The sequence below is a fragment of the Streptomyces sp. NPDC059851 genome, assembly GCF_042732005.1.
Lineage (GTDB): Bacteria > Actinomycetota > Actinomycetes > Streptomycetales > Streptomycetaceae > Streptomyces.
Window position 1 is genome coordinate 1 of record NZ_JBHWJJ010000102.1, and the last position, 23,781, is coordinate 23,781.

18 protein-coding genes, 2 tRNA genes and 1 pseudogene are annotated in these 23,781 nt (G+C 72.9%); 17 read left to right on the forward strand and 4 right to left on the reverse strand.

The window, feature by feature from the left end:
- The 9 genes and pseudogenes from ACFV7Q_RS27910 (at nt 1) to ACFV7Q_RS27950 (ending at nt 10,367) form a co-directional block, all read left to right on the forward strand.
- A tRNA-Ala gene (locus ACFV7Q_RS27910) sits at nt 1–72 on the forward strand.
- Nucleotides 73–216: 144 nt separating this feature from the next.
- Entirely contained in the window at nt 217–450 is a 234-nt protein-coding gene (locus ACFV7Q_RS27915; RefSeq protein WP_008738908.1) for a hypothetical protein, read from the forward strand.
- Nucleotides 451–585: 135 nt separating this feature from the next.
- Nucleotides 586–658: transfer RNA gene (locus tag ACFV7Q_RS27920), tRNA-Ala, on the forward strand.
- A gap of 265 nt (nt 659–923) precedes the next feature.
- The gene (gene leuS / locus ACFV7Q_RS27925) at nt 924–3,794 is read left to right on the forward strand and encodes a leucine--tRNA ligase (protein WP_385432385.1); all 2,871 of its coding nucleotides are present in this window, start codon (nt 924–926) and stop codon (nt 3,792–3,794) included.
- 120 nt (nt 3,795–3,914) lie between these two features.
- Complete coding sequence (locus ACFV7Q_RS27930) at nt 3,915–4,703, forward strand: hypothetical protein (protein ID WP_385432386.1); 789 nt, start codon at nt 3,915–3,917, stop codon at nt 4,701–4,703.
- Nucleotides 4,704–4,902: 199 nt separating this feature from the next.
- Nucleotides 4,903–5,748 (forward strand): DegV family protein, encoded by an 846-nt coding sequence (locus tag ACFV7Q_RS27935; RefSeq protein WP_385432387.1) that lies wholly within the window; start codon nt 4,903–4,905, stop codon nt 5,746–5,748.
- Between the two features lie 647 nt (nt 5,749–6,395).
- A complete protein-coding gene (locus ACFV7Q_RS27940) occupies nt 6,396–6,980 on the forward strand; it encodes a helix-hairpin-helix domain-containing protein (RefSeq protein ID WP_385432389.1) in 585 nt (194 codons plus the stop codon).
- Nucleotides 6,977–9,349: pseudogene (locus tag ACFV7Q_RS27945) on the forward strand (ComEC/Rec2 family competence protein); the annotation flags it as partial. The gene ACFV7Q_RS27940 and the pseudogene ACFV7Q_RS27945, both read left to right, overlap by 4 nt.
- 136 nt (nt 9,350–9,485) lie before the next feature.
- Entirely contained in the window at nt 9,486–10,367 is an 882-nt protein-coding gene (locus tag ACFV7Q_RS27950; protein WP_385432391.1) for a YceI family protein, read from the forward strand.
- A gap of 8 nt (nt 10,368–10,375) precedes the next feature.
- Here the strand turns inward: ACFV7Q_RS27950 and ACFV7Q_RS27955 are convergent, their stop codons facing one another.
- Nucleotides 10,376–10,618 (reverse strand): hypothetical protein, encoded by a 243-nt coding sequence (locus tag ACFV7Q_RS27955; RefSeq protein WP_385432392.1) that lies wholly within the window; start codon nt 10,616–10,618, stop codon nt 10,376–10,378.
- A gap of 61 nt (nt 10,619–10,679) precedes the next feature.
- Here ACFV7Q_RS27955 and holA point away from each other — a divergent pair, with 61 nt between their 5' ends.
- Nucleotides 10,680–11,678, forward strand: a complete 999-nt coding sequence (gene holA / locus ACFV7Q_RS27960; protein WP_385432394.1) for a DNA polymerase III subunit delta — start codon at nt 10,680–10,682, stop codon at nt 11,676–11,678.
- Nucleotides 11,679–12,044: 366 nt separating this feature from the next.
- Here the strand turns inward: holA and rpsT are convergent, their stop codons facing one another.
- The gene (rpsT, locus tag ACFV7Q_RS27965) at nt 12,045–12,311 is read right to left on the reverse strand and encodes a 30S ribosomal protein S20 (RefSeq protein WP_361083950.1); all 267 of its coding nucleotides are present in this window, start codon (nt 12,309–12,311) and stop codon (nt 12,045–12,047) included.
- A 207-nt stretch (nt 12,312–12,518) separates the two neighbouring features.
- On the opposite strand from rpsT, the gene lepA reads away from it, so the two are divergent.
- From lepA to hemW, 3 genes are all read left to right on the forward strand, one after another.
- On the forward strand, nt 12,519–14,384 hold the full coding sequence (gene lepA / locus ACFV7Q_RS27970) for a translation elongation factor 4 (RefSeq protein ID WP_385432396.1): 1,866 nt from the start codon (nt 12,519–12,521) through the stop codon (nt 14,382–14,384).
- Nucleotides 14,385–14,633: 249 nt separating this feature from the next.
- A complete protein-coding gene (locus tag ACFV7Q_RS27975; protein ID WP_385432398.1) occupies nt 14,634–16,523 on the forward strand; it encodes an AMP-dependent synthetase/ligase in 1,890 nt (629 codons plus the stop codon).
- Between the two features lie 104 nt (nt 16,524–16,627).
- Complete coding sequence (hemW, locus tag ACFV7Q_RS27980) at nt 16,628–17,860, forward strand: radical SAM family heme chaperone HemW (RefSeq protein ID WP_385432400.1); 1,233 nt, start codon at nt 16,628–16,630, stop codon at nt 17,858–17,860.
- A 10-nt stretch (nt 17,861–17,870) separates the two neighbouring features.
- Here the strand turns inward: hemW and ACFV7Q_RS27985 are convergent, their stop codons facing one another.
- Together ACFV7Q_RS27985 and ACFV7Q_RS27990 are read right to left on the reverse strand one after the other, a co-directional pair.
- A complete protein-coding gene (locus tag ACFV7Q_RS27985; protein WP_385432402.1) occupies nt 17,871–18,668 on the reverse strand; it encodes a DUF3097 domain-containing protein in 798 nt (265 codons plus the stop codon).
- Nucleotides 18,661–19,422: an MBL fold metallo-hydrolase gene (locus ACFV7Q_RS27990; protein ID WP_385432403.1), complete on the reverse strand. Its 762-nt coding sequence runs from the start codon at nt 19,420–19,422 to the stop codon at nt 18,661–18,663. The genes ACFV7Q_RS27985 and ACFV7Q_RS27990 overlap by 8 nt, the downstream gene beginning before the upstream one ends.
- Nucleotides 19,423–19,566: 144 nt before the next feature.
- On the opposite strand from ACFV7Q_RS27990, the gene hrcA reads away from it, so the two are divergent.
- From hrcA to ACFV7Q_RS28010, 4 genes are all read left to right on the forward strand, one after another.
- Nucleotides 19,567–20,583, forward strand: a complete 1,017-nt coding sequence (hrcA, locus tag ACFV7Q_RS27995) for a heat-inducible transcriptional repressor HrcA (protein ID WP_385432405.1) — start codon at nt 19,567–19,569, stop codon at nt 20,581–20,583.
- On the forward strand, nt 20,584–21,720 hold the full coding sequence (gene dnaJ, locus ACFV7Q_RS28000; RefSeq protein WP_385432407.1) for a molecular chaperone DnaJ: 1,137 nt from the start codon (nt 20,584–20,586) through the stop codon (nt 21,718–21,720). It begins immediately after the preceding gene.
- A gap of 158 nt (nt 21,721–21,878) precedes the next feature.
- Entirely contained in the window at nt 21,879–22,970 is a 1,092-nt protein-coding gene (locus ACFV7Q_RS28005; protein WP_385432409.1) for a nitronate monooxygenase, read from the forward strand.
- Nucleotides 22,967–23,710, forward strand: coding sequence for a 16S rRNA (uracil(1498)-N(3))-methyltransferase (locus ACFV7Q_RS28010; RefSeq protein WP_385432411.1), 744 nt, complete (start codon nt 22,967–22,969; stop codon nt 23,708–23,710). Before ACFV7Q_RS28005 ends, ACFV7Q_RS28010 begins: the two co-directional genes overlap by 4 nt.
- The last annotated feature ends 71 nt before the right edge of the window (nt 23,711–23,781 follow it).

Here is a 23,781-nt window from a genome sequence, read left to right on the forward strand (position 1 = left end):
GGGCTATAGCTCAGTTGGTAGAGCGCTTGCATGGCATGCAAGAGGTCAGGAGTTCAATTCTCCTTAGCTCCACAATCAGGATCCCGTCCCCAACAGGGGGCGGGATCCTCGGCGTTTGATCCTTGTGCGCTTGCTGACCTGCCGCGCACCCGCGTGGCAGAATCGGACGGCCGGCGGGGGAGTCGACGGCCCGACGCGGGAGGGAGTCGCTGACGGATGGGTGCACACCGGCGGCGGTGCGACTGGTGCAACAACGGCACGCCGATCGTGCGGGACATGGACCCGGTCAACCCCGACTACCAGTACTGGTGCGAGGAATGCGCGCGGGCGCTGATCATAAAGGGCGACCCGATCGAGACGTACCGGGAGCTGGAGGGCGAGCCGATCTACGGCCGGCTCCTCGACGAGCACTGCACGCTCAAGCGGTTCTACCAGTTCGCCCGCGCCTGACAGGACGAAACGGGCAGATCGACCTCTCGGGAAACCGATTTTGGGAGTTGGGTCAGGGCCGTGTAATGTTCTCGATGTCGCCAGGGGGAACCGGCAAGGGAAACTGAGAAGGGGCCCGGCGGCAGAGAGAAACAAGGGGCTATAGCTCAGTTGGTAGAGCGCTTGCATGGCATGCAAGAGGTCAGGAGTTCAATTCTCCTTAGCTCCACAGTGAGGAAGCGGGTCACCCGGATCGGGTGGCCCGCTTCTCGTTGTGCGGAACGGGCGAGCGGCCGTCGGGACCGCTGCGGTACCCTGGCGCCATGCGTGCCGTACGCCTTCTGCTTACCGAGCCGCGCTGATCAGTACCGACCCTCGACATGGTCGGCATCGGCGCGGCGTCCCCTCCTGTGCGAGGGGCTTTTTCGTTTGAGCGAGCGGATCCGTTTGAGTGAGCAGAGCCGGCAGAGACGATCGATGGAGCTTCCGAAAACATGAGCGAGACGAACACCCCGGCCCCCGAGGCGGCCGAGGCGCACCGTTACACGGCTGCCGTGGCCGCCGACATCGAGGCACGCTGGCAGGACGTATGGGACGCGCAGGGCACCTACGAGGCCCCGAACCCGACCGGCGACCTGTCCGGTGACCCGGCGGTCGTCGCGCGCCCCAAGAAGTTCATCATGGACATGTTCCCGTACCCGTCCGGTGCGGGTCTGCACGTGGGCCACCCGCTGGGCTACATCGCCACCGACGTCTTCGCCCGCCACCAGCGGATGACCGGCCACAACGTCCTGCACACCCTGGGCTTCGACGCCTTCGGCCTGCCCGCCGAGCAGTACGCCGTACAGACCGGTACGCACCCGCGCGTGTCCACCGAGGCGAACATCGAGAACATGAAGGCCCAGCTGCGCCGGCTGGGTCTGGGCCACGACAAGCGCCGGTCCTTCGCGACGATCGACCCGGACTACTACAAGTGGACCCAGTGGATCTTCCTGCAGATCTACAACTCCTGGTACGACACCGATGCGAAGAAGGCCCGCCCGATCGCCGAGCTGGTCGCCTCCTTCGAAGACGGCTCCCGCGAAGTCCCCGGCGGCCGCACCTGGGCCGACCTGACCCCCGTCGAGCGGGCCGGCGTGCTGGACGAGTACCGCCTGGCGTACCCCTCGGACGCGCCCGTGAACTGGTGCCCCGGCCTGGGCACCGTCCTGGCCAACGAGGAGGTCACCGCGGACGGCCGTTCCGAGCGCGGCAACTTCCCGGTCTTCAAGGCCCGGCTGAGCCAGTGGAACATGCGGATCACCGCCTACGCCGACCGGCTGCTGGACGACCTGGACGCACTGGACTGGCCCGAGGCCATCAAGCTGCAGCAGCGGAACTGGATCGGCCGCAGCGAGGGCGCCCGCGTCGACTTCGCCGTCGGCGGCGACGCCATCACCGTCTTCACCACCCGCCCCGACACCCTGTTCGGCGCCACCTACATGGTCCTGGCGCCCGAGCACCCGCTCGTCGAGAAGATCGTCCCGGCCGAATGGCCCGAGGGCACCCACCAGGTGTGGACCGGCGGATCCGCCACCCCCGGCGAGGCCGTGGACGCCTACCGCAAGCAGGCCGCCGCCAAGTCCGAGGTCGAGCGCCAGGCCGAGGCCAAGGACAAGACGGGTGTCTTCACCGGCGCCTACGCCACCAACCCGGTCAGCGGCGACCAGGTCCCCGTTTTCATCGCCGACTACGTGCTGATGGGCTACGGCACCGGCGCGATCATGGCCGTCCCGGCCCACGACTCCCGTGACTTCGCCTTCGCGCAGGCCTTCGAGCTGCCGGTCCGCTGCGTCGTGGAGCCCTCCGACGACCGTGACGCCGACCCGGCCGAGTGGGACGACGCCTTCACCTCGTACGACGGCACCGTCATCAACTCGACCGGCGAGGGCATCTCGCTGGACGGCCTGACCGTCGTCGACGCCAAGGCCGCCGTCACCGCCTGGCTGGCCGAGCAGGGCATCGGCGAGGGCACCGTCAACTTCCGCCTGCGCGACTGGCTGTTCAGCCGTCAGCGCTACTGGGGCGAGCCCTTCCCGATCGTCTACGACGAGGACGGCGTCGCCCACGCGCTGCCCGAGTCGATGCTGCCGCTGGAACTGCCCGAGGTCGAGGACTACTCGCCGCGCACCTTCGAGCCCGACGACGCCTCCTCCAAGCCGGAGACCCCGCTGTCGCGCAACGAGGCCTGGGTCAACGTCGAACTGGACCTGGGCGACGGGCGCGGCGTCCGTTCGTACCGCCGCGAGACCAACACCATGCCCAACTGGGCCGGTTCCTGCTGGTACGAGCTGCGCTACCTGGACCCGCACAACGCCTCGGCCCTGGTCGACCCGGAGGTCGAGCAGTACTGGATGGGCCCGCGCGAGGGCGCGCCGCACGGCGGCGTCGACCTGTACGTGGGCGGCGCCGAGCACGCGGTGCTGCACCTGCTGTACGCCCGCTTCTGGTCGAAGGTGCTGTTCGACCTGGGCCACGTCTCCTCGGCGGAGCCGTTCCACAAGCTGTTCAACCAGGGCATGATCCAGGCGTACGCGTACACCGACGAGCGCGGCGTGTACGTTCCGGCGGCCGAGGTCGAGGAGCGCGACGGCGGGTACTTCCACGACGGCCGGCCGGTCAAGCGCGAGCACGGCAAGATGGGCAAGTCCCTGAAGAACGCCGTCACGCCGGACGAGATCTGCGAGGAGTACGGCGCCGACACCCTGCGCCTGTACGAGATGGCGATGGGTCCGCTGGACGTCTCGCGCCCGTGGGACACCCGCGCCGTCGTCGGCCAGTTCCGGCTGCTGCAGCGGCTGTGGCGCAACATCGTGGACGAGGAGACCGGCCAGGTCACCGTCGTCGACGGAGAGCCCGGCGAGGACACCCTGCGCGCGCTGCACAAGGCGATCGACGGGGCCGGGTCGGACATGGCGGGCCTGCGCTTCAACACCGCCATCGCGAAGATCACCGAGCTGAACAACTTCCTGACCAAGGCGGGCCGGCCGCTGGAGCGCTCGGTCGCCGAGCGCCTGGTCCTGCTGGTCGCCCCGCTGGCCCCGCACATCGCGGAAGAGCTGTGGCACCGCCTGGGCCACGCCGAGTCCGTCGTGCACCAGGACTTCCCGGTGGCCGACCCGGCGTACGTCGTGGACGAGACCGTGACCTGCGTCGTGCAGATCAAGGGCAAGGTCAAGGCGCGTCTGGAGGTGCCGCCGGCGATCTCCGAGGGCGACCTGGAGCAGCTGGCGCTGGGCGACGCGGCCGTGGTGGCGGCGCTGGGCGGCGCCGAGATCCGCAAGGTCATCGTGCGCGCGCCGAAGCTCGTGAACATCGTCGTCTGACGGCTGGCCCTGACGTCGGGGTGTTCCCGTACGGGCAGGTTGGGGGTTCGATTGGAACCCCTGGCCTGCCCGTGGCGTTTACGGTGGAGGGGACGGAAAACGGCAGGGGAAGGGGCCCTCATGGATGCGGGCGCGTTGATCATCATGTTCGCCTTGGTGATGCTGTTCGCCTTCCTGGGGCTCGGCGCATGGGCCACGGTGAAGGCGGTCGGTGCGGCGAAGCGCGGCGTGGACCGTACGATCACGCAGGCCAAGCGGACCGTCGAGGACACGGCCCTCAAGGCGAAGAGCCTCGGCCAGGTCGGGGTCGGCGGGTCGCTGGCCCAGTTGCGCCTGGACCTGCGGACGTCGATGCGGGCCACACAGGAGGCCCTGACCGAGGGCGCCCGTACGGATGCCTCACTGAAGGAGTCGCTCGCCCTGTTCGAGCGGCTGAGCGCGCACGGGCACGAGCTGGACGACGAGCTGAAGCGGCTGGAGCAGGAGCCGGACCGGGCGCGGGTCGCCCGGGCCCTGCCGGACCTGCGGGAGCGGGTGGCGAAGATCACGCAGGGTGCGGAGTCGCTGCGATGGGCCGCGCGCGACCGGGCCCGCCGGTTCGCCGACGACGACCTGTCGACGCTGTCGACGCAGATCGAGGCGGAGTCGGACGCGCTGCGGGACTGGGCTTCCCGCCGGGACCCGCTGGACGACCTCGCGGCCGCTGCGGCGGCGTGGGACGCCGGTGAGGGTGCCTCCGGACCGTCCGGAGCGGGATCGGGGACGTCGGGGACTGCACCGGGCGCGGGCGCCGGGCAGGACGCCCGGGAGCGGCAGCAGGCTCCCTCCCCCGCACCGGCGCTGAACCCCGCCGCGCAGGCCCCGCAGTACCCGTGGCAGAAGAACGCCCGCCCCGAGACGACGACCTGAGACGGCCGGACCGACCCGGCCGCCGGCCCTGAGAACCCGGCCGCCGGCCCTGAGAAGGGGCCGGGGCGGGGCGGGGCCGGGCCCCGGCCGGTTGCAGGCGGCGGCGACCCCGGCCGGGCGCAGACCGCGCCGTGATCAGGTCTGTGGTGGGAGGGGGTCGAGCTGCCGTTGCAGGCCCCGTGGCGGTAACCTCCGCCTCATGTCCCGCGATGTCGCGATCGTCACCGATTCCACGGCCTACCTGCCCCCACCGGCCATGGCGCGGCACGGAATCACCTCCGTCCCGCTGACCGTGGTCGTCGGCGGCGAGGCCCTCGAAGAGGGCACCGAGATCTCGGCGCGCAGCCTGGCCCTGGCCCTGCAGAAGCGCCGTTCGGTCACCACCTCCCGCCCGAGCCCGGAAGAGTTCGTACGGGCCTACCGGGCGGCCGCAGAGGCCGGGGCGAAGGGGATCGTCAGCCTGCACCTGTCCTCGGACTTCTCCGGCACCTACGACGCCGCCGTGCTCGCCGCGAAGACCGCCCCCGTCCCGGTGCGGGTGGTCGACACGGGCATGGTCGCGATGGCCCTCGGATTCTGCGCCCTGGCCGCCGCCGAGACGGCCGAGACGGGCGGTTCCGTCGACGAGGCCGTGGCCGCCGCCGAGAAGCGGGCCGCGGACATGTCGGCGTACTTCTACGTCGACACCCTCGACTACCTCCGGCGGGGCGGGCGCATCGGGGCCGCCCAGGCCCTCCTCGGCTCAGCCCTCGCGGTGAAGCCGCTGCTCACACTGGACGGCGGGCGCATCGAGATGCTGGAGAAGGTGAGGACGGCCTCCAAGGCCATCGCCAGGCTGGAGGAGTTGGCCGTCGAGCGGGCCGGGACGGCCGACGTCGACGTGGCCGTGCACCATCTCGCAGCGCCCGAGCGGGCGGAGAAGCTCGCGGAGCGGCTGCAGGAGCGCATCCCCGGCCTGGTCGACATGCACGTCAGCGAGGTCGGCGCGGTGATCGGCGCGCACACGGGGCCGGGGCTGCTGGCGGCGGTCGTCTCACCCCGCTAATCACCGGAACGGGTGGCGCGGTTGTCCACAAGGGGCCGGACGTCCACCGGAGTTGAGGATTCCGAACGGCGGTCGGGGTTCCTCCCTACCGTCGTGGCATGACTCTTCGCACGCGCAGTTCGTACCGCCCCGGTGCCCCCGTCGGGCCCGGCCGCTCCCGTCCCTCCTACAGCCGTGCCCGACACCGCCGGAGCCGCGCGGAGGCCCGCTTCCGCAGACGGGCGGCTGCGCCCGGGGACGAGGCCGCAGCGGCCGTGCGCCGCCGGGCAGAAGCCCTTCTCGGCGGCGGCGCGGCCGCGCCACCGGCGGCGGGAGCACCGGCACAGCCGCCGTCATCGACGTTGCCGTTACCGACACCACCGCCTCGTCCGGTACAGCCGCCGCCACCGCCGCCGTTGGTGCCACTGGCGTCGCCGCTGCCGTTGACGCCGCTGCGACCGGTGTCCTTTCCACCGAACCCGACACCGACACCGACACGGGCGCAGGCGCAGGCGCCGGCGCCGCCACCGACAACGCCGCCGGTCTCGGACCCGGAGCCACCGGCACCGACCGGGGCGGGGCGAACGCCCGGTGGCCCGGGGTGGCTTGCCGTACGGGAGCGGCTGCCGCTGTGGGTGCAGGCCCGGTTGGAGGTCCGGCCGCGCGCCGTGGGCGCCGTCGCGGTGGTCCTGGTGATCGCCGTGGGGGTCGGGGTCCAGCAGTACTGGTCGGCCCGGCCGCAGCCGGTGACCGCGCCCTCTGCCGTCACCCCGGTCACGGCACCCGCCCCGTCCCCGTCCCCGGGCCCGGCTCCCGGGCAGCCCGGCACCGCCGCGAGCGGCTCCCCGATCGTGGTCGACGTCAGCGGCAAGGTCCGCGACCCCGGAGTGCGGCGGCTGCCCGCCGGGTCCCGGGTGGAGGACGCGCTCGCCGCCGCCGGGGGAGCCACACCCGGCACGGACACCACCGGGCTCAACCGGGCGCGGGTGCTGGTCGACGGCGAACAAGTGGTGGTCGGGGGCCCGGCACCCCCCGCACCGGCGGTAGGCGGGCCGGCCGCCGGCCCGCTGAGCCTCGGCACGGCCACGGTGGAGCAGCTGGACGCGCTGCCCGGGGTAGGGCCGGTGCTGGCGCAGCACATCGTCGACTTCCGCACCGCCCGCGGCGGCTTCCGGTCGGTGGACGAGCTCCGCCAGGTCAACGGCATCGGCGAGCGCCGCTTCGCCGACCTGCGCAAGCTGGTGCGGCCGTGAAGCGGGCGGAGGGCGCGGGGCCCGTGGACCTGCGGCTGGTCGTGCCCGCCCTGGCCGCCTGGGCGGCGGCCGCCGTCGCCCTCGACGTGCCGGCCGGGTGGGGCGCTGCCGGGGCTGGCGTCGGGGTGGCGGCCGCCGGGCTGCTCCTCCTCGCCGGTTGCCGCCGCCCGGACCGGCTGTGGCGGGCCGCGACGGCCGCCGCCCTCGTGCTGCTGTGCGCGGCCGCCGGGGCCGGAGTGGCGGCCCTCGCCCGGGCGGAGGCGCGAGCCGGGCCGGTCGCCGGCCTGGCCCGGGACCACGCCGGGGTCCTCGCCGAGCTCACGGTCGTCTCCGACCCGCGGAGCGCCCGTACCGGTGGCGGCCCGCCCGTGGTGGTGCTGGACGCGGAGGTGACCCGGGTGTCCGTGCCCGGCGGTACCCCGATCCGGGTCGCGACGCCGGTCCGCGTCCTGGCCGGGCATCCCGGCTGGGGCGGGCTGCTGCCGTCCACCCGGGTCGCGGTGGAGGCCCGCCTCGCGCCCGGGCGGGACGGGGAACGGCCCGTGGCGCTGCTGCGGCCGGCGGGCGACGCCGGGCCCCGGGTGACCGGAGGGCCCGACGCCGTCCAGCGGCTGGCCGGGCGGCTGCGGGCCGGGTTGCGGGAGGCCAGCGACGGCCTCGCACCGGACGCCAGGGCCCTGCTGCCGGCCCTCGTGGTCGGGGACACCTCCCGGGTGCCGCCCGACCTGGAGGAGGCGTTCCGGGCCACCGACCTGCTGCACCTGCTGGCCGTCTCCGGGTCGAACCTGACCGTGGTGCTGTTCCTGCTCCTCGGGCCGCCGGCCCGCGCACAGCAGGCCGAGCGGCGCGGGCTCGCCCCGCGGCTCGGGCTGTCCCTGCGGGCCACCGCCCTCGCGGGTGCGGCCCTGACGCTGGCGTTCGTCATCGTGTGCCGGCCGGAGCCGAGCGTGCTGCGGGCCGCGGCCTGCGGGGCGCTCACCCTGCTGGCCATCGCCACCGGCCGGCGCAGGTCCCTGCTCCCCGCCCTGGCCGCCGCCGTACTGCTGCTGGTGCTCCACGAGCCCTGGCTGGCCCGCAGCCCCGGGTTCCTGCTGTCCGTGTTGGCCACCGGGTCCCTGCTGGTGCTCGCCCCGCGCTGGAGCGAGGCCCTGCGACGGCGCGGGATGCGGCCGCGGCTCGCGGAGGCGCTGGGGGCCGCCGCCGCTGCCCAGGCCGTGTGCGCCCCCGTGGTCGTTGTGCTGTCCGCGCGGGTGAGCCTGGTCGGGGTGCCCTGCAACCTGCTCGCCGAGCTCGCGGCGGGCCCGGCGACCGTACTCGGCTTCGCGGTGCTCGCGGTGGCGCCGCTGTGCCCGCCCGCCGCGGAGCTGCTCGCCCGGTGCGCGGCGGTGCCCGCCGGGTGGATCGCCGCCGTGGCCCGGGCCGGGGCGCGGCTGCCGGGGGCCGAGTCGGCCTGGCCGGGCGGTCTGGGTGGCGGGCTGCTACTGGCCGCCGTGACGGTGGCCGCCGTGGCCTTCGGCAGGCGGCTCCTCCGCCGGCCGTGGGCGTGCTGCGCGCTGTGCCTGCTGCTGTTCCTGGCCGTGCTGCGGCCGCCGCAGCTCAGCCGCACCCTCACCGGCTGGCCGCCGCCCGACTGGAGGTACGTGCAGTGCGCGGTCGGGCAGGGGGACGCCGCCGTGCTCGCCGCCGGTCCCGGCACGGCCGTGGTGGTGGACGCGGGCCCCGAACCGGGACCCGTGGACGAGTGCCTGCGCGTCCTCGGCGTGCGGCGGGTGCCGCTGCTGCTGCTGACCCACTTCCACGCCGACCACGTCGGGGGTCTGCCGGGGGTGCTGCGGGGCCGGGCGGTGGGCGTCATCCAGACCACCACGCTGGACGAGCCGGCCGGACAGGCGGGGTTCGTCCGGCGGACCGCGGCGGCAGCCGGCGTGCCCGTCGCGGCGGCCGCGGCGGGTGAGCTGCGCCGTGCCGGGCCGCTCACCTGGCAGGTGCTGTGGCCACCGCCCGGCGGACCGCCGACCGGCGGTCCGAACGACGCGAGCGTGGCCCTGCTCGTACGCACGACCGGGCTGACCCTGCTGCTGCTCGGCGACCTCGAACCGCCCGCCCAACAGGCCCTGCTGGGCGACCACCCGGAACTGGGGCCGGTCGACGTCCTCAAGGTCGCCCACCACGGCTCCGCACACCAAGACCCCGCCCTGCACGAGCGGGTCCGGCCCCGACTCGCGGTCGTCCCGGTGGGCGAGGGGAACCGCTACGGACACCCGGCCCCGGCCACCCTCCGGCGGCTTCGGTCGCTGGGCGCGACGGTCCTGCGCACGGACACCCACGGCTCCGTCGCGATCACCGGCAGTGGGCCCCGGCTGACCGCCTTCCCGTCGCGGGGGAGTCGGCGCCGAACCGCCCGTACGGGGCGCCCGTGTTCTGTTTGCCCACAACCCCACAGCATGATCGAATGCGTCTTCGCCACAGCGGGACATGTCCACACAGCACGGGGGTGCACCAACCATGTTCGTACGCCGAAGAGGGAAGGAGACGGCCGGAAGCGCCGTCTCGCACACCACCGCGACGCTGACGCTGCCTCATGCGGCGCACCTGCTCAGCTGCCGGGTCCTGGACACCGTCCACCAGCCGGTCCGTCAGGCCGCGTTCGAGGTGACCGACCCGATCGGCCGACACGTCGTCAGCGGCGAGACCGACCCGTACGGCGGGTTCGCGGCGGCCGTACCGGAGGGCGAGTACCGGCTCACGGTCACCGCCGAGGGCTACGCCCCGTTCCACGGGGCCACCATCGTGGGAGACACGACCCAGGCCGGCACCGCGGAGATCATCCTGGACGCGGTGGAGCCGCCGCTGCTGCCCCAGCCGGGGCACTGGGAGCTCGACCCGGGGCACTCGTCCATCGCGTTCACGGCCCGCCACATCGGACTCGCCCGGATCCGGGGCCGGTTCAACACCTTCGCCGGGGCGGTGCGTATCGGCGACCGCATGGAGGACTCCTCCATGCACGTGATCATCGACGCGGCGAGCATCGACACCGGGTTGAAGATGCGGGACGACCACCTGAGGTCGGCGGACTTCCTGGACGCGGCCCACTACCCGACCGTGGAGTTCTACAGCGAGCGGTTCATCCACCGCAGCGGCAGCCGTTGGGCCGTGGCGGGCGCGCTGACCCTCCACGGCACCAGCCGGTCGGTGACCCTGGACACCACCTACCTGGGGCTGGGCACGGGCCTGGAGGGCGAGCCGCGTGCCGCCTGCCGGGCCTCAGCCGAACTCCACCGCGAGGACTTCGCCCTGAACTGGCAGTCGGTGTTGGCCAACGGGATCGCGGCCATCGGTTCGAGCGTGGACGTGACGTTGGACGTGCAGATCGTCCGCAAGGCCTGAGCCGGGCCCTACGGGGCCTCCAGCCAGCCCTCGTACTCTGCGGCGAGGCCGTCCAGTGCCCCGGCGTCGAGCCGTTTCCCCGGGTCCTCGACGACGACCAGCCACTGGGCGTCCTCGGCGTCGTCCTCGCCGGCCAGGGCGTCGCGGACCAGCTGCGGTTCCTCGTCCGGGCCGAAGCGGTCGACGACCTCCTCGGCCACCTCCTCCGCGGCGTCGCGGTCGGGCAGCACCAGTACATGTCGCACGTTCACGCGACCATTCTCGGGTACGCGGCGCGGAGGACTGTCGGTGCGGCGTGGGATGCTGGGGGCGATGGCCACCAGGAAGAACTCCACCGACGATCCGCTCGCCCCGCTCACCCTCGCGGTGGGGCAGGAGGACCTGCTGCTCGACCGCGCCGTACGCGAGGTGGTGGCGGCAGCCCGCGCCGCCGACGCCGACACGGACGTCCGCGACCTGACGTCCGAGCAGCTCCAGCCCGGCACACTGGCCGAGCTCACCAGCCCCTCGCTGTTCTCCGAGCGGAAGGTGCTGGTCGTACGCAATGCGCAGGACCTGTCCGCGGACACGGTCAAGGAGGTCAAGGCGTACATCGCCGCGCCCGTCGAGGAGATCGTGCTCGTTCTCCTCCACGCGGGCGGCGTGAAGGGCAAGGGGCTGCTGGACGCGGCCCGCAAGGCAGGGGCCCGGGAGATCGCCTGCCCGAAGATGACGAAAGCGGCGGACCGACTGGCGTTCGTGCGCGGCGAGTTCCGCACGCTGGGCCGTTCGGCGACCCCGGAGGCCTGCCAGACGCTGGTCGACGCGATCGGCAGCGACCTGCGGGAGCTGGCGAGCGCCGTGGCGCAGCTCTGCGCGGACGTCGAGGGCACCATCGACGAGGCCGTGGTCGGCCGCTACTACACCGGCCGGGCCGAGGCGTCGAGCTTCACGGTCGCCGACCGGGCGGTCGAGGGGCGCGCCGCGGAGGCGTTGGAGGCCCTGCGGTGGTCGCTGGCGACGGGGGTGGCCCCGGTGCTGATCACCAGTGCCCTCGCACAGGCGGTCCGGGCGATCGGCAAGCTGGCCTCCGCCCCGCGGGGCGCCCGCCCCGCGGACCTGGCCCGCGACCTGGGCATGCCGCCGTGGAAGATCGACCGCGTGCGCCAGCAGATGCGCGGCTGGTCGGCCGACGGGGTCGCCGATGCCCTTCGCGCGGTCGCCGAGGCCGACGCAGGTGTCAAGGGCGGCGGCGACGACCCGGAGTACGCCCTGGAGAAGGCCGTGGTGGCCGTCGCCCGCGCAGCCCGCCCCCGCCGCCCCGCGTTCTGACCGCCCCTGCCCCTGCCCCCGCGTACTGGCCGCCCCGCAAGCCTGCCGGGCGTCCGCGCGGGCTTTCCCGGGCCCGCTGCCGGCTTGACCGGGGCCGGTCGGCGTGGTGCCGCCGCACGGGGCAGCGGCCGCGTCCGGAGCCGACGGGGCGGGATCGGCGCCCCCACCCGCGTCGATGCCGTACGGGCCCGGGCAGGCCGAAGGCCCCGGACGCCCCCCTGGGGAAAGGGAGGTGGCCGGGGCCTTCGGTTACTGGCTTGTGCGCCGCACCCGCGTGGCGAACGCAGGCCGCGTGCGGCGCTGGGGTGCCGGTCAGGAGCGGATGAGAGGGCCCGCTGGGTCCTTCCCGGCGATCACATCGAGTGCTCAGCCCTGGAGGGAGGCAACCTTGGAGGCCAGCGCCGACTTCTTGTTGGCGGCGGCGTTCTTGTGGATGACACCCTTCGACACAGCCTTGTCCAGCTTCCGCGAGGCGACGCGCGCCGCAGCGGTGGCCTTCTCGACGTCGCCGGCGACGACGGCCTCGTTGGCCTTGCGGATGAAGGTGCGGAGCTCGGACTTGACGGACTTGTTGCGCAGGCGCGCCTTCTCGTTCGTCTTGATCCGCTTGATCTGGGACTTGATGTTCGCCACGAAAGAGCCTTTTCAGGTTCAGAGTTTGATCTTCCGGTCGTGTCCCTCCCCCAGACTTCGTCCGGAGGGCGTACGAGACACAGCTGCCCAGGCTACCAGGGGCCCTCGCGGTGGCCCAAACCGAGCGCACTGCCCCGTCCATGGGACCATGGAACCTGCGTACAGATCCGACCCAACGCTTCTGCGACCCGAGAATCAGGACACTGCGTGCCCGCCATCCCCAGCCACGTGCCCGAGCCGAGCCGTACCGACCCGGCGCTGATCCGCAATTTCTGCATCATCGCGCACATCGACCACGGCAAGTCGACGCTTGCCGACCGGATGCTGCAGCTCACCGGTGTCGTCGACCAGCGGCAGATGCGTGCCCAGTACCTCGACCGCATGGACATCGAACGTGAGCGCGGCATCACGATCAAGTCCCAGGCGGTCCGTCTGCCCTGGGCACCCACCTCGGGCGACGGGGTGGGCAAGACGCACATCCTCAACATGATCGACACCCCCGGGCACGTCGACTTCACCTACGAGGTCTCGCGCTCCCTCGCCGCCTGCGAGGGCACGATCCTGCTGGTGGACGCCGCCCAGGGCATCGAGGCGCAGACGCTCGCCAACCTCTACCTGGCGATGGAGAACGACCTCACCATCGTCCCGGTGCTCAACAAGATCGACCTGCCGGCGGCCCAGCCGGAGAAGTTCGCCGAGGAGCTGGCGAACCTGGTCGGCTGCGAGCCCGACGACGTGCTGCGGGTCTCCGCCAAGACCGGCGTCGGCGTGGACGCGCTCCTCGACCGCGTGGTGCAGACCGTCCCGGCGCCGGTCGGAGTCAAGGACGCGCCCGCCCGCGCGATGATCTTCGACTCGGTCTACGACTCGTACCGCGGCGTGGTGACCTACGTCCGTGTGGTCGACGGCACGCTCAACAAGCGCGAGCGCATCCGGATGATGTCCACCGGCGCCACCCACGAGCTGCTGGAGATCGGCTGCAACTCGCCCGAGATGCTGCCCGCCGACGGCCTCTCCGTCGGCGAGGTGGGCTACCTGATCACGGGTGTGAAGGACGTCCGCCAGTCGAAGGTCGGTGACACGATCACCCAGCAGTCCGGCGGCGCGACCGAGGCGCTGGGCGGCTACAAGGACCCCAAGCCCATGGTCTTCTCGGGCCTGTACCCGCTGGACGGGTCCGACTACCCCGAGCTGCGCGAGGCCCTGGACAAGCTCCAGCTCAACGACGCCGCCCTGGTGTACGAGCCGGAGACCTCGGCGGCCCTCGGCTTCGGCTTCCGCGTCGGCTTCCTCGGCCTGCTCCACCTGGACGTGGTCCGCGAGCGCCTGGAGCGCGAGTTCGGCCTGGACCTGATCGCCACCGCGCCGAACGTGGTCTACCGGGTCGTCCTGGAGGACGGCAACGAGATCACGGTCACCAACCCCAGCGAGTTCCCCGAGGGCAAGATCTCGGAGGTGTTCGAGCCGGTCGTGCGCGCCACGATCCTCGCGCCGACCGAGTTCATCGGCTCGATCATGGAGCTGTGCCAGAACCGCCGCGGCACCCTGCTCGGCATGGACTACCTCTCCGAGGACCGGGTCGAGATCCGCTACACCCTGCCCCTCGCCGAGATCGTCTTCGACTTCTTCGACCAGCTGAAGTCCAAGACCCGCGGCTACGCCTCCCTCGACTACGAGCCCACCGGCGAGCAGTCCGCCAGCCTGGTCAAGGTGGACATCCTGCTCCACGGCGACAAGGTCGACGCGTTCTCCGCCATCACCCACAAGGACGCCGCCTACGCGTACGGCGTGCGCCTGGTGGCGAAGCTGCGCGAGCTGATCCCGCGGCAGGCCTTCGAGGTGCCGGTCCAGGCCGCGATCGGTTCCCGGGTCATCGCCCGCGAGACCATCCGCGCCATCCGTAAGGACGTCCTCGCCAAGTGCTACGGCGGTGACATCTCCCGTAAGCGGAAGCTGCTGGAGAAGCAGAAGGAAGGCAAGAAGCGCATGAAGATGGTCGGCTCCGTGGAGGTCCCCCAGGAGGCCTTCATCGCCGTCCTGTCGAGTGACGATTCCGGCGGCAAGAAGAAGTAGCAGTTCGCCGCCGGCCACCCGGCCACTGCGTCCCGAACGGGCCCCCGCGTACACATGCGGGGGCCTGTTTCGTTATGAATCGGCGGCTCAAGGGCTCTTACGCGTCAGGCGGAGGGCCCCTACCCTGATCACTGCCGTTGGTTACCCGCCAGTTACACCCCCTTGGCCGCGAATTTCGCTGTCAGCCCTGTCGGAAGCCGCCGCCCGCCCCCGGGACGGCAGCCCTGCCGCGTGGTCCGGAGGACGTCCGTGAGCGACACACAGACCCTGATCGAGAACCGTCCGCCCACCGTGGCGGCCCTCTTCCTGGAGCGTGTCGCCGCCACGCCCAACGCCGAGGCCTACCGGTACCCGGTGCCCCCCGCCTCCGGCAGCGGCCCCGACGACTGGAGGTCGTTGAGCTGGGGCCAGGCGGCCGAACGGGTCTTCGCCATCGCCGCCGGCCTGATCGACCTGGGCCTCAAGTCGGAGGAACGCGTCGCGCTGGCCTCCAACACCCGCGTCGAGTGGATCCTGAGCGACCTGGGCGTGATGTGCGCGGGCGGTGCGGTCACCACCATCTACCCCAGCACCAACGCCGACGAGTCCGCGTTCATCCTGGAGGACTCCGCCAGCCGGGTGCTGATCGCCGAGGACGCCGCCCAGCTGGCCAAGGCCCGCGAGCGCCGCGCCGACCTGCCGGACCTGCGGCACGTCGTGGTCGTGGAGGCCGCCGATGCGGTCCCCGCCGAGGGCGACCCGGAGGGCTGGGTGATCTCCCTCGCCGATCTGGAGGCCCGCGGCAAGCAGTACCTCACCGAGTACCCGGAGGCGGTCGAGGAGCGCATCGGCGCCATCACCGCCGACCAGCTCGCCACCCTCATCTACACCTCGGGCACCACCGGCCGCCCCAAGGGCGTACGGCTCCCGCACGACAACTGGTCGTACATGGCCAAGGCGACCGTGGCCACCGGCCTGATCACCGCCGAGGACGTGCAGTACCTGTGGCTGCCGCTCGCGCACGTCTTCGGCAAGGTCCTGACCTCCGGCCAGATCGAGGTCGGGCACGTCACCGCCGTGGACGGCCGCATCGACAAGATCGTCGAGAACCTGCCGGTCGTCCAGCCCACCTACATGGCGGCCGTCCCGCGCATCTTCGAGAAGGTCTACAACGGCGCGGCGACCAAGGCCCGCGCCGGCGGCGGTGCCAAGTACAAGATCTTCCAGTGGGCCGTCGGCGTCGCCCGCGAGTACGCCAAGGTCACGCAGGACAACTACCGCCGCACCGGCCGGGCCACCGCCCCCTTCGGCCTCACCACCAAGCACAAGATCGCCGACGCCCTCGTCTACTCCAAGCTCCGCGAGGCCTTCGGCGGCCGGCTGCGCGCCGCCGTCTCCGGCGCCTCCGCCCTGGCCCCCGAGATCGGCTACTTCTTCTCCGGCGCCGGCATCCACATCCTGGAGGGCTACGGCCTGACCGAGTCCAGCGCGGCCTCCTTCGTCAACCCCGGCGAGGCCTACCGCACCGGAACGGTAGGCAAGCCGCTCCCCGGCACCGAGGTCCGCATCGCCGACGACGGCGAGATCCTCCTGCGCGGCCCGGGCATCATGCAGGGCTACCACGGTCAGCCCGAGAAGACCGCCGAGGTGCTGGAGGAGGACGGCTGGCTGCACACGGGCGACATCGGCGAGCTCTCGCCCGACGGCTACCTGCGCATCACGGACCGCAAGAAGGACCTGATCAAGACCTCCGGCGGCAAGTACGTCGCGCCGGCCGAGATCGAGGGCCAGTTCAAGGCGATCTGCCCGTACGTGTCGAGCATCGTCGTGCACGGCGCCGACCGGAACTTCTGCTCCGCCCTCGTCGCCCTCGACGAGGCGGCGATCCTCGGTTGGGCCGCCGAGAACGGGCTGGAAGGCAAGTCGTACGCCGAGGTGCTGGCCGCCCCGGAGACGAACCGGCTGGTCGAGACCTACGTGCAGACCCTCAACGAGGGGCTCCAGCGCTGGCAGACGATCAAGAAGTTCCGGATCCTGCCGCGCGACCTCGACGTGGAGCACGGCGACCTCACGCCCAGCCTGAAGCTGAAGCGGCCTGTCGTCGAGCGTGAGTTCAAGCACCTGATCGACGAGATGTACGAGGGCGCCCGCGAGGCCTGAGCCCTGCGGTACGGGGCCCGGCGGCACGTCGGGCCCCACCGCCGCGCGGCTGCCCGGGCGGCCGCGCGGCCGGGCCCCCTGCCCGCGTACGGGACAATGGGGGCATGCCTTCCGCACTGCCCGACGGCGAGCCCATGCCCGAAGACGGCGCGCTGCCGTCGCACGCCCTGGCCGGCGCCGGGGACCGTCCGCTCGGGTTCTACCTGCACGTCCCGTACTGCGCCACCCGCTGCGGGTACTGCGACTTCAACACCTACACCGCGACCGAGCTGCGCGGCTCCGGCGGCGTGCTCGCCTCCCGGGAGAACTACGCCGACACCCTGGTCGACGAGGTCCGCCTCGCCCGCAAGGTCCTCGGCGACGACCCGCGGGCCGTCCGCACGGTGTTCGTCGGCGGCGGCACGCCGACCCTGCTGCCCGCCGCGCACCTGGTCCGCATGCTCGCGGCGATCCGGGACGAGTTCGGCCTGGCGGAGGACGCCGAGATCACCACCGAGGCCAACCCGGAGTCCGTCGACCCGGCGTACCTGGCCGAGCTGCGGGCCGGCGGCTTCAACCGGATCTCCTTCGGCATGCAGAGCGCGAAGCAGCACGTCCTGAAGGTGCTCGACCGCACGCACACCCCGGGCCGCCCCGAGGCCTGCGTCGCAGAGGCCCGCCGGGCCGGCTTCGAGCACGTCAACCTGGACCTGATCTACGGCACTCCGGGGGAGTCGGACGACGACTGGCGCGCCTCGCTCGACGCCGCGCTCGGCGCCGGCCCGGACCACGTCTCGGCGTACGCCCTGATCGTCGAGGAGGGCACCCAGCTCGCCCGCCGGATCCGCCGCGGCGAGGTCCCCATGACCGACGACGACGTCCACGCGGACCGGTACCTGATCGCGGACGAGGTGCTCGCCGCGGCCGGCTACTCCTGGTACGAGGTCTCCAACTGGGCCACCTCCGAGGCCGGCCGCTGCCTGCACAACGAGCTGTACTGGCGGGGCGCGGACTGGTGGGGCGCGGGCCCCGGCGCGCACAGCCACGTGGGCGGCGTGCGCTGGTGGAACGTGAAGCACCCCGGCGCCTACGCGGCCGCGCTGGCCGGGGGCCGTTCCCCCGGGGCGGGCCGCGAGCAGCTGTCCGAGGAGGACCGGCGCGTCGAGCGGATCCTGCTGGAGCTCCGGCTCGTGGACGGCTGCCCGCTGTCCCTGTTGGCCCCGGCCGGCCTGGCGGCCTCCCGCCGCGCCGTGGAGGACGGCCTGCTGGAGCCGGGCCCGTACGCGGCCGGGCGCGCCGTGCTCACCCTGCGGGGCCGGCTGCTGGCCGACGCCGTGGTCCGGGACCTGGTCGACTGACGCCGGCCGGTCAGGCCGTGACGTGGTCGATCAGGTGCTCCACCGAGCCCAGCAGGGCGGGCTCCAGGTCCTTGTACGAGGTCACCCGGGACAGGATGTGCTGCCAGGCGGCCCCGGTGTTCTCCGGCCAGCCCAGCGCCCGGCACACGCCCGTCTTCCAGTCCTGGCCCCGCGGGACCTGCGGCCAGGCCGGGATGCCCAGCGCGGACGGCTTCACGGCCTGCCAGACGTCCACGTACGGGTGGCCCAGCACCAGCACGTCTTCGCAGGCGACCGCCGCCGCGATCCGGGACTCCTTCGAGCCGGGGACCAGGTGGTCGACCAGGACGCCCAGGCGGGCGTCCGGGCCGGGCGCGAACTCGGCGACGACGGCGGGCAGGTCGTCGACGCCCTCCAGGTACTCCACGACGACGCCCTCGATCCGCAGGTCGTCGCCCCACACCCGCTCGACCAGCTCGGCGTCGTGCCGGCCCTCCACGTAGATCCGCCCCGCCCGCGCGACCCGGGCCCGCGCCCCCGGGACGGCGATCGAGCCCGAGGCCGTGCGCAGCGGCGCCGCCGGGGCCCGGGCGGGCCGGACCAGGGTGACCACGGCGCCCTCCAGGAGGAAGCCGCGCGGCTGGAGCGGGAAGACGCGCCGCTTGCCGAAGCGGTCCTCCAGGGTCACCGTGCCCGCCTCGCAGGCCACCACGGCGCCGCAGAAGTCCGTACCTGCCACCTCGACCACCAGGTCGGGCTCGGCCGGCACCTCCGGCACGGTCCCGGCACGCTTCCACGGCGGGGTCAGGTCGGGGGAGTACTCACGCATCGGGCCGACCCTGGGAGAGCGGGCCCGAGCCGGAGTCCGACACCCCGAACCTGGCCGCCAGTGCGTCGCGTTGCGCGCGGACGAAGGCCGCGTCGACCACCGCCCCGTGCCCCGGCACGTACAGGGCGTCCTCCCCGCCCAGGGCCAGCAGTCGGTCCATGGCCGCCGGCCACTGTGCGGGGACCGCGTCCTTGCCCGCCTGGGGCTCGCCGGACTCCTCGACGAGGTCCCCGCAGAACACCGTCTCCCGCTCGCCCGGCACGAACACGGCGAGGTCGTAGCGGGTGTGGCCGGGCCCCACATTGGCCAGCAGCACCTGCACACCGCCCAGGTCCAGCGTCCACTCGCCCGACACCAGGTGCCGCGGCGGCACCAGCAGGTCGGTCGCCTCGGCGGCCTCGGCCGCGTCCAGGCCCTGGCGCACCGCGCCGTCCCGGAGCTCCTCGCGTCCCGAGACGAGGTCGCCGTCCAGCCCGACCGCCCCGTAGACCTCGGCCCCGGAGAAGGCCGCCCCGCCCAGGACGTGATCGAAATGGCCGTGCGTGAATGCGAGATGGGTCACGCGCCGGCCCGTCAGCCGCTCGGCCTCCGCCCTGAGCGCGGCCCCCTCCCGAACGCTCGAACCGGGGTCGATCATGAGGACGGAGTCGTCCCCGACCACCAGTCCCACGGTGCAATCCCACACCGGAAGGCGCTTGCGGCCGGTCCGCGGCGTCAAACGTTCCCAGTTCGTGTCTTCCCAACGTAGGTCCATGCCGCGACGCTACCTGGCGGGCCACCCTTGCTAGCCGCGTACTGCCCGGCCGTACACTGGCCGGGGGATCTCTGGCACTCCGACGAGGTGAGTGCCAGAAGCAGTGGACCACGACGACCCGCATCACAGCTGGAGGTGTGCGCGATGCTCAGTGAACGCAGACTCGAGGTGCTCCGCGCCATCGTCCAGGACTACGTCGGGACGGAGGAGCCGGTGGGCTCCAAGGCGCTGACCGAGCGCCACAAGCTCGGCGTCTCGCCCGCCACCGTGCGCAACGACATGGCCGTCCTGGAGGATGAGGGCTACATCGCCCAGCCGCACACCAGTGCCGGCCGGATCCCCACGGACAAGGGCTACCGCCTCTTCGTCGACAAGCTGGCGGACGTCAAGCCGCTCTCGACGCCGGAGCGGCGGGCCATCCAGAACTTCCTCGACGGCGCCGTCGACCTCGACGACGTCATCGGCCGGACGGTGCGGCTGCTCGCGCAGCTGACCCGCCAGGTCGCGATCGTGCAGTACCCCTCGCTGACCCGCTCCACGGTCCGCCACGTCGAACTGCTCGCGCTGGCGCCCGCGCGCCTGATGCTCGTGCTGATCACCGACACCGGCCGGGTCGAGCAGCGGCTGGTGGACTGCCAGACGCCGTTCTCCGAGGCCTCGCTGGCCGATCTTCGGGCGCGGCTGAACAGCAGGGTCGTGGGTCGCAGGTTCACCGACGTGCCGAGGCTCGTGCAGGACCTGCCCGAGGCCTTCGAGCTCGACGACCGGGTCACGGTCACGACCGTGCTGCAGACACTTCTGGAGACGCTGGCGGAAGAGGCGGAGGAGCGGCTGATGATCGGCGGCACCGCCAATCTGACGCGCTCCGGGCACGATTTCCCCTTGACGATCAGGCCGGTGCTGGAGGCGCTGGAGGAGCAGGTCGTGCTCCTCAAGCTACTCGGCGAGGCCAGTGAATCGGGCATGGCTGTACGAATCGGGCACGAGAACGCCTACGAGGGACTGAACTCCACGTCCGTCGTGTCGGTCGGCTACGGTTCGGGCGGCGAAACTGTCGCCAAACTCGGCGTGGTCGGACCGACCCGCATGGACTACCCCGGAACGATGGGAGCGGTACGCGCAGTGGCACGTTACGTCGGACAGATCCTGGCGGAGTCGTAAGTGGCCACGGACTACTACGCCGTACTCGGCGTGCGCCGCGACGCATCGCAGGACGAGATCAAGAAGGCCTTCCGCCGCCTCGCGCGCGAACTCCACCCGGACGTCAACCCGGACCCGAAGACGCAGGAGCGCTTCAAGGAGATCAACGCCGCGTACGAGGTGCTCTCGGACCCGCAGAAGAAGCAGGTCTACGACCTCGGCGGCGACCCGCTGTCCTCCTCGGGCGGCGGTGGCGCGGGCGGCTTCGGTGCGGGCGGCTTCGGCAACTTCTCCGACATCATGGACGCCTTCTTCGGCCAGGCGGCGCAGCGCGGCCCGCGCTCGCGGACCCGCCGCGGCCAGGACGCCATGATCCGCCTCGACCTGGAGCTGGACGAGGCGGCGTTCGGCACGACCAAGGACATCCAGGTCGACACCGCCGTGGTCTGCACCACCTGCTCCGGCGAGGGTGCCGCACCCGGCACCTCCGCGCAGACGTGTGACATGTGCCGTGGCCGCGGTGAGGTGTCGCAGGTCACCCGGTCCTTCCTGGGCCAGGTCATGACCTCGCGCCCCTGCCCCCAGTGCCAGGGCTTCGGCACCGTCGTCCCGACCCCGTGCCCCGAGTGCGCGGGCGACGGCCGGGTCCGCTCCCGCCGCAGCCTCACGGTCAAGATCCCGGCGGGCGTCGAGAACGGCACCCGGATCCAGCTCGCGGGCGAGGGCGAGGTCGGCCCCGGCGGCGGCCCCGCCGGCGACCTGTACGTGGAGATCCACGAGCTTCCGCACCCGATCTTCCAGCGGCGCGGCGACGACCTGCACTGCACGGTGACCATCCCCATGACGGCGGCGGCCCTCGGCACCAAGTGCCCGCTGGAGACGCTCGACGGCATGGAGGAGGTCGACATCCGGCCCGGCACCCAGTCCGGCCAGTCGATCCCCCTGCACGGCCGCGGCGTGACGCACCTGCGCGGCGGCGGCCGCGGCGACCTGATCGTCCACGTCGAGGTCCAGACCCCGGGCAAGCTGGACGCCCAGCAGGAGGAGCTGCTGCGCCAGCTCGCCAAGCTGCGCGGCGAGGAGCGGCCGATGGGCCAGTTCGCGCCGGGTCAGCAGGGCCTCTTCAGCCGCCTGAAGGACGCGTTCAACGGCCGCTGAGCGGTTCGGGGAACACCCGTCGCACACCGCGCACACCGCGCACGAGCCCGGTCCGGGGGAGCCCCGGGCCGGGCTCGGCGCACGCCGGGGGAAGGCGGGCCGGACGGGGCGGTCGCAGTGATTCGGCGCCGTGGGCGGGACGTGGCACGATGCAGGACATGTCCTTGGCGCTGAGCGGTCCCCACCGGTACCCGATCGTGCAGGCTCCCATGGCGGGCGGGGCCTCCTGCCCGCCGCTCGCCGCCGCCGTGTGCGAGGCGGGCGCCCTGGGCTTCCTGGCCGGCGGCTACAAGACCGCCGACGGCATGTACCAGGAGGTCAAACGGCTGCGCGCGCTCACCCGGCGCCCCTTCGGCGTGAACCTCTTCATGCCGCAGACCGGCCCCGTCGACCAGGCCGCCGTCGAGGCCTACCGGGGCCAACTCGCCGGTGAGGCCGCTTGGTACGACGTCTCGATCGCCGAGGAGGACACCCTCGGCACCAGCGACGACGGCTACGACGCCAAGCTCGCGATCCTGCTGGAGGACCCGGTCCCGGTGGTGTCGTTCACCTTCGGCTGCCCGACCCCCCTCGTCCTCGCCTCCCTCCGCAAGGCGGGCACGTACAGCATCGTCACCGTCACGTCGGTCGACGAGGCCCGCGCCGCCCAGGCAGCGGGCGCCGACGCCGTCTGCGTCCAAGGCGTCGAGGCCGGCGGCCACCAGGGAACGCACCGCGACGACCCGCAGGCCGACGCCACGGCCGGGGTCGGCCTGCTCGCGCTCGTGGCGCAGGTGCGCGAGGCGGTGGGCCTCCCGATCATCGCAGCGGGCGGGCTGATGCGCGGCTCCCAGATCGCGGCGCTGCTGGCGGCCGGAGCCGAGGCCGCCCAGCTCGGCACGGCGTTCCTCGCCTGCCCGGAGTCCGGGGCGCACCCCATGCACAAGAAGGCGCTGACGGACCCCCTGTTCCCGCACACCGAGCTCACCAGGGCGTTCTCCGGGCGCCCGGCCCGCGGCCTGGTGAACCGCTTCATGCGGGAGCACGGCCCCTACGCCCCGGCCGCGTACCCGCAGATCCACCACATGACCGCGGGGCTGCGCAAGGCGGCCGCCGCGGCCGGCGACCCGCAGGGCATGGCCCTGTGGGCCGGGCAGGGGCACCGGCTGGCGCGGGCGCTGCCGGCGGGGGAGCTGGTGGAGGTGCTGGCGGCGGAACTGGCCGAGGCACAGAGCGCGTTGAACGACTTGCAGCAGAGGAGTACGTCATGACCGCACCCGTGTTCGTGGTCGAAGAGGTCCCCGGGGGGCCGAAGTTCGTCCTGGACGGCCCGGAGGGCCGGCACGCGGTGTCCGTGAAGCGGCTGAACCCGGGCGAGGCGCTGGTCCTCACCGACGGCCGCGGCGGCTGGGCCGAGGCCGTGGTCGAGGCGGCCGAGGGCAAGGACCGGCTCGCCGTGTCGGTGTCCGCGACGGGCCGCGAACCGGAGCCGGAGGTCCGGATCACCGTGGTCCAGGCCCTGCCGAAGGGCGACCGCGGCGAGGTGGCGGTCGAGACCATGACCGAGACCGGCGTGGACGCGATCGTCCCCTGGCAGGCCTCGCGCTGCATCACCCAGTGGCGCGGCGACCGCGGCGCCAAGTCGCTGGCCAAGTGGCGCAACACCGCGCGGGAGGCGGGCAAACAGTCCCGCCGGGTCCGCTTCCCCGAGGTGGCCGAGGCCATGACCACCAAGCAGGTCGCGGCCCTGCTGGCCGACGCCGACCTGGCCGTGGTGCTCCACGAGGACCGCAACCACCCCTCGGGCGCCCTGGCCACGGCCGACCTCCCGAAGGCCGGATCCATCGTCCTCGTGGTCGGCCCCGAGGGCGGGGTATCGCCCGATGAACTGGCCCTCTTCGCGGAGGCGGGCGCGCACCCCTTCCGCCTGGGGCCCTCGGTGCTGCGCACCTCCACGGCGGGCACCGCGGCGGCGGCGGTCCTGTTGGCCCGTACCGGCCGCTGGTCATGAAATTTCCGCTGGCCCAGGGGCGGCGCCGGATACGATCTCCACGCTGATCAGCAGCGGCACGGGCGGCACCG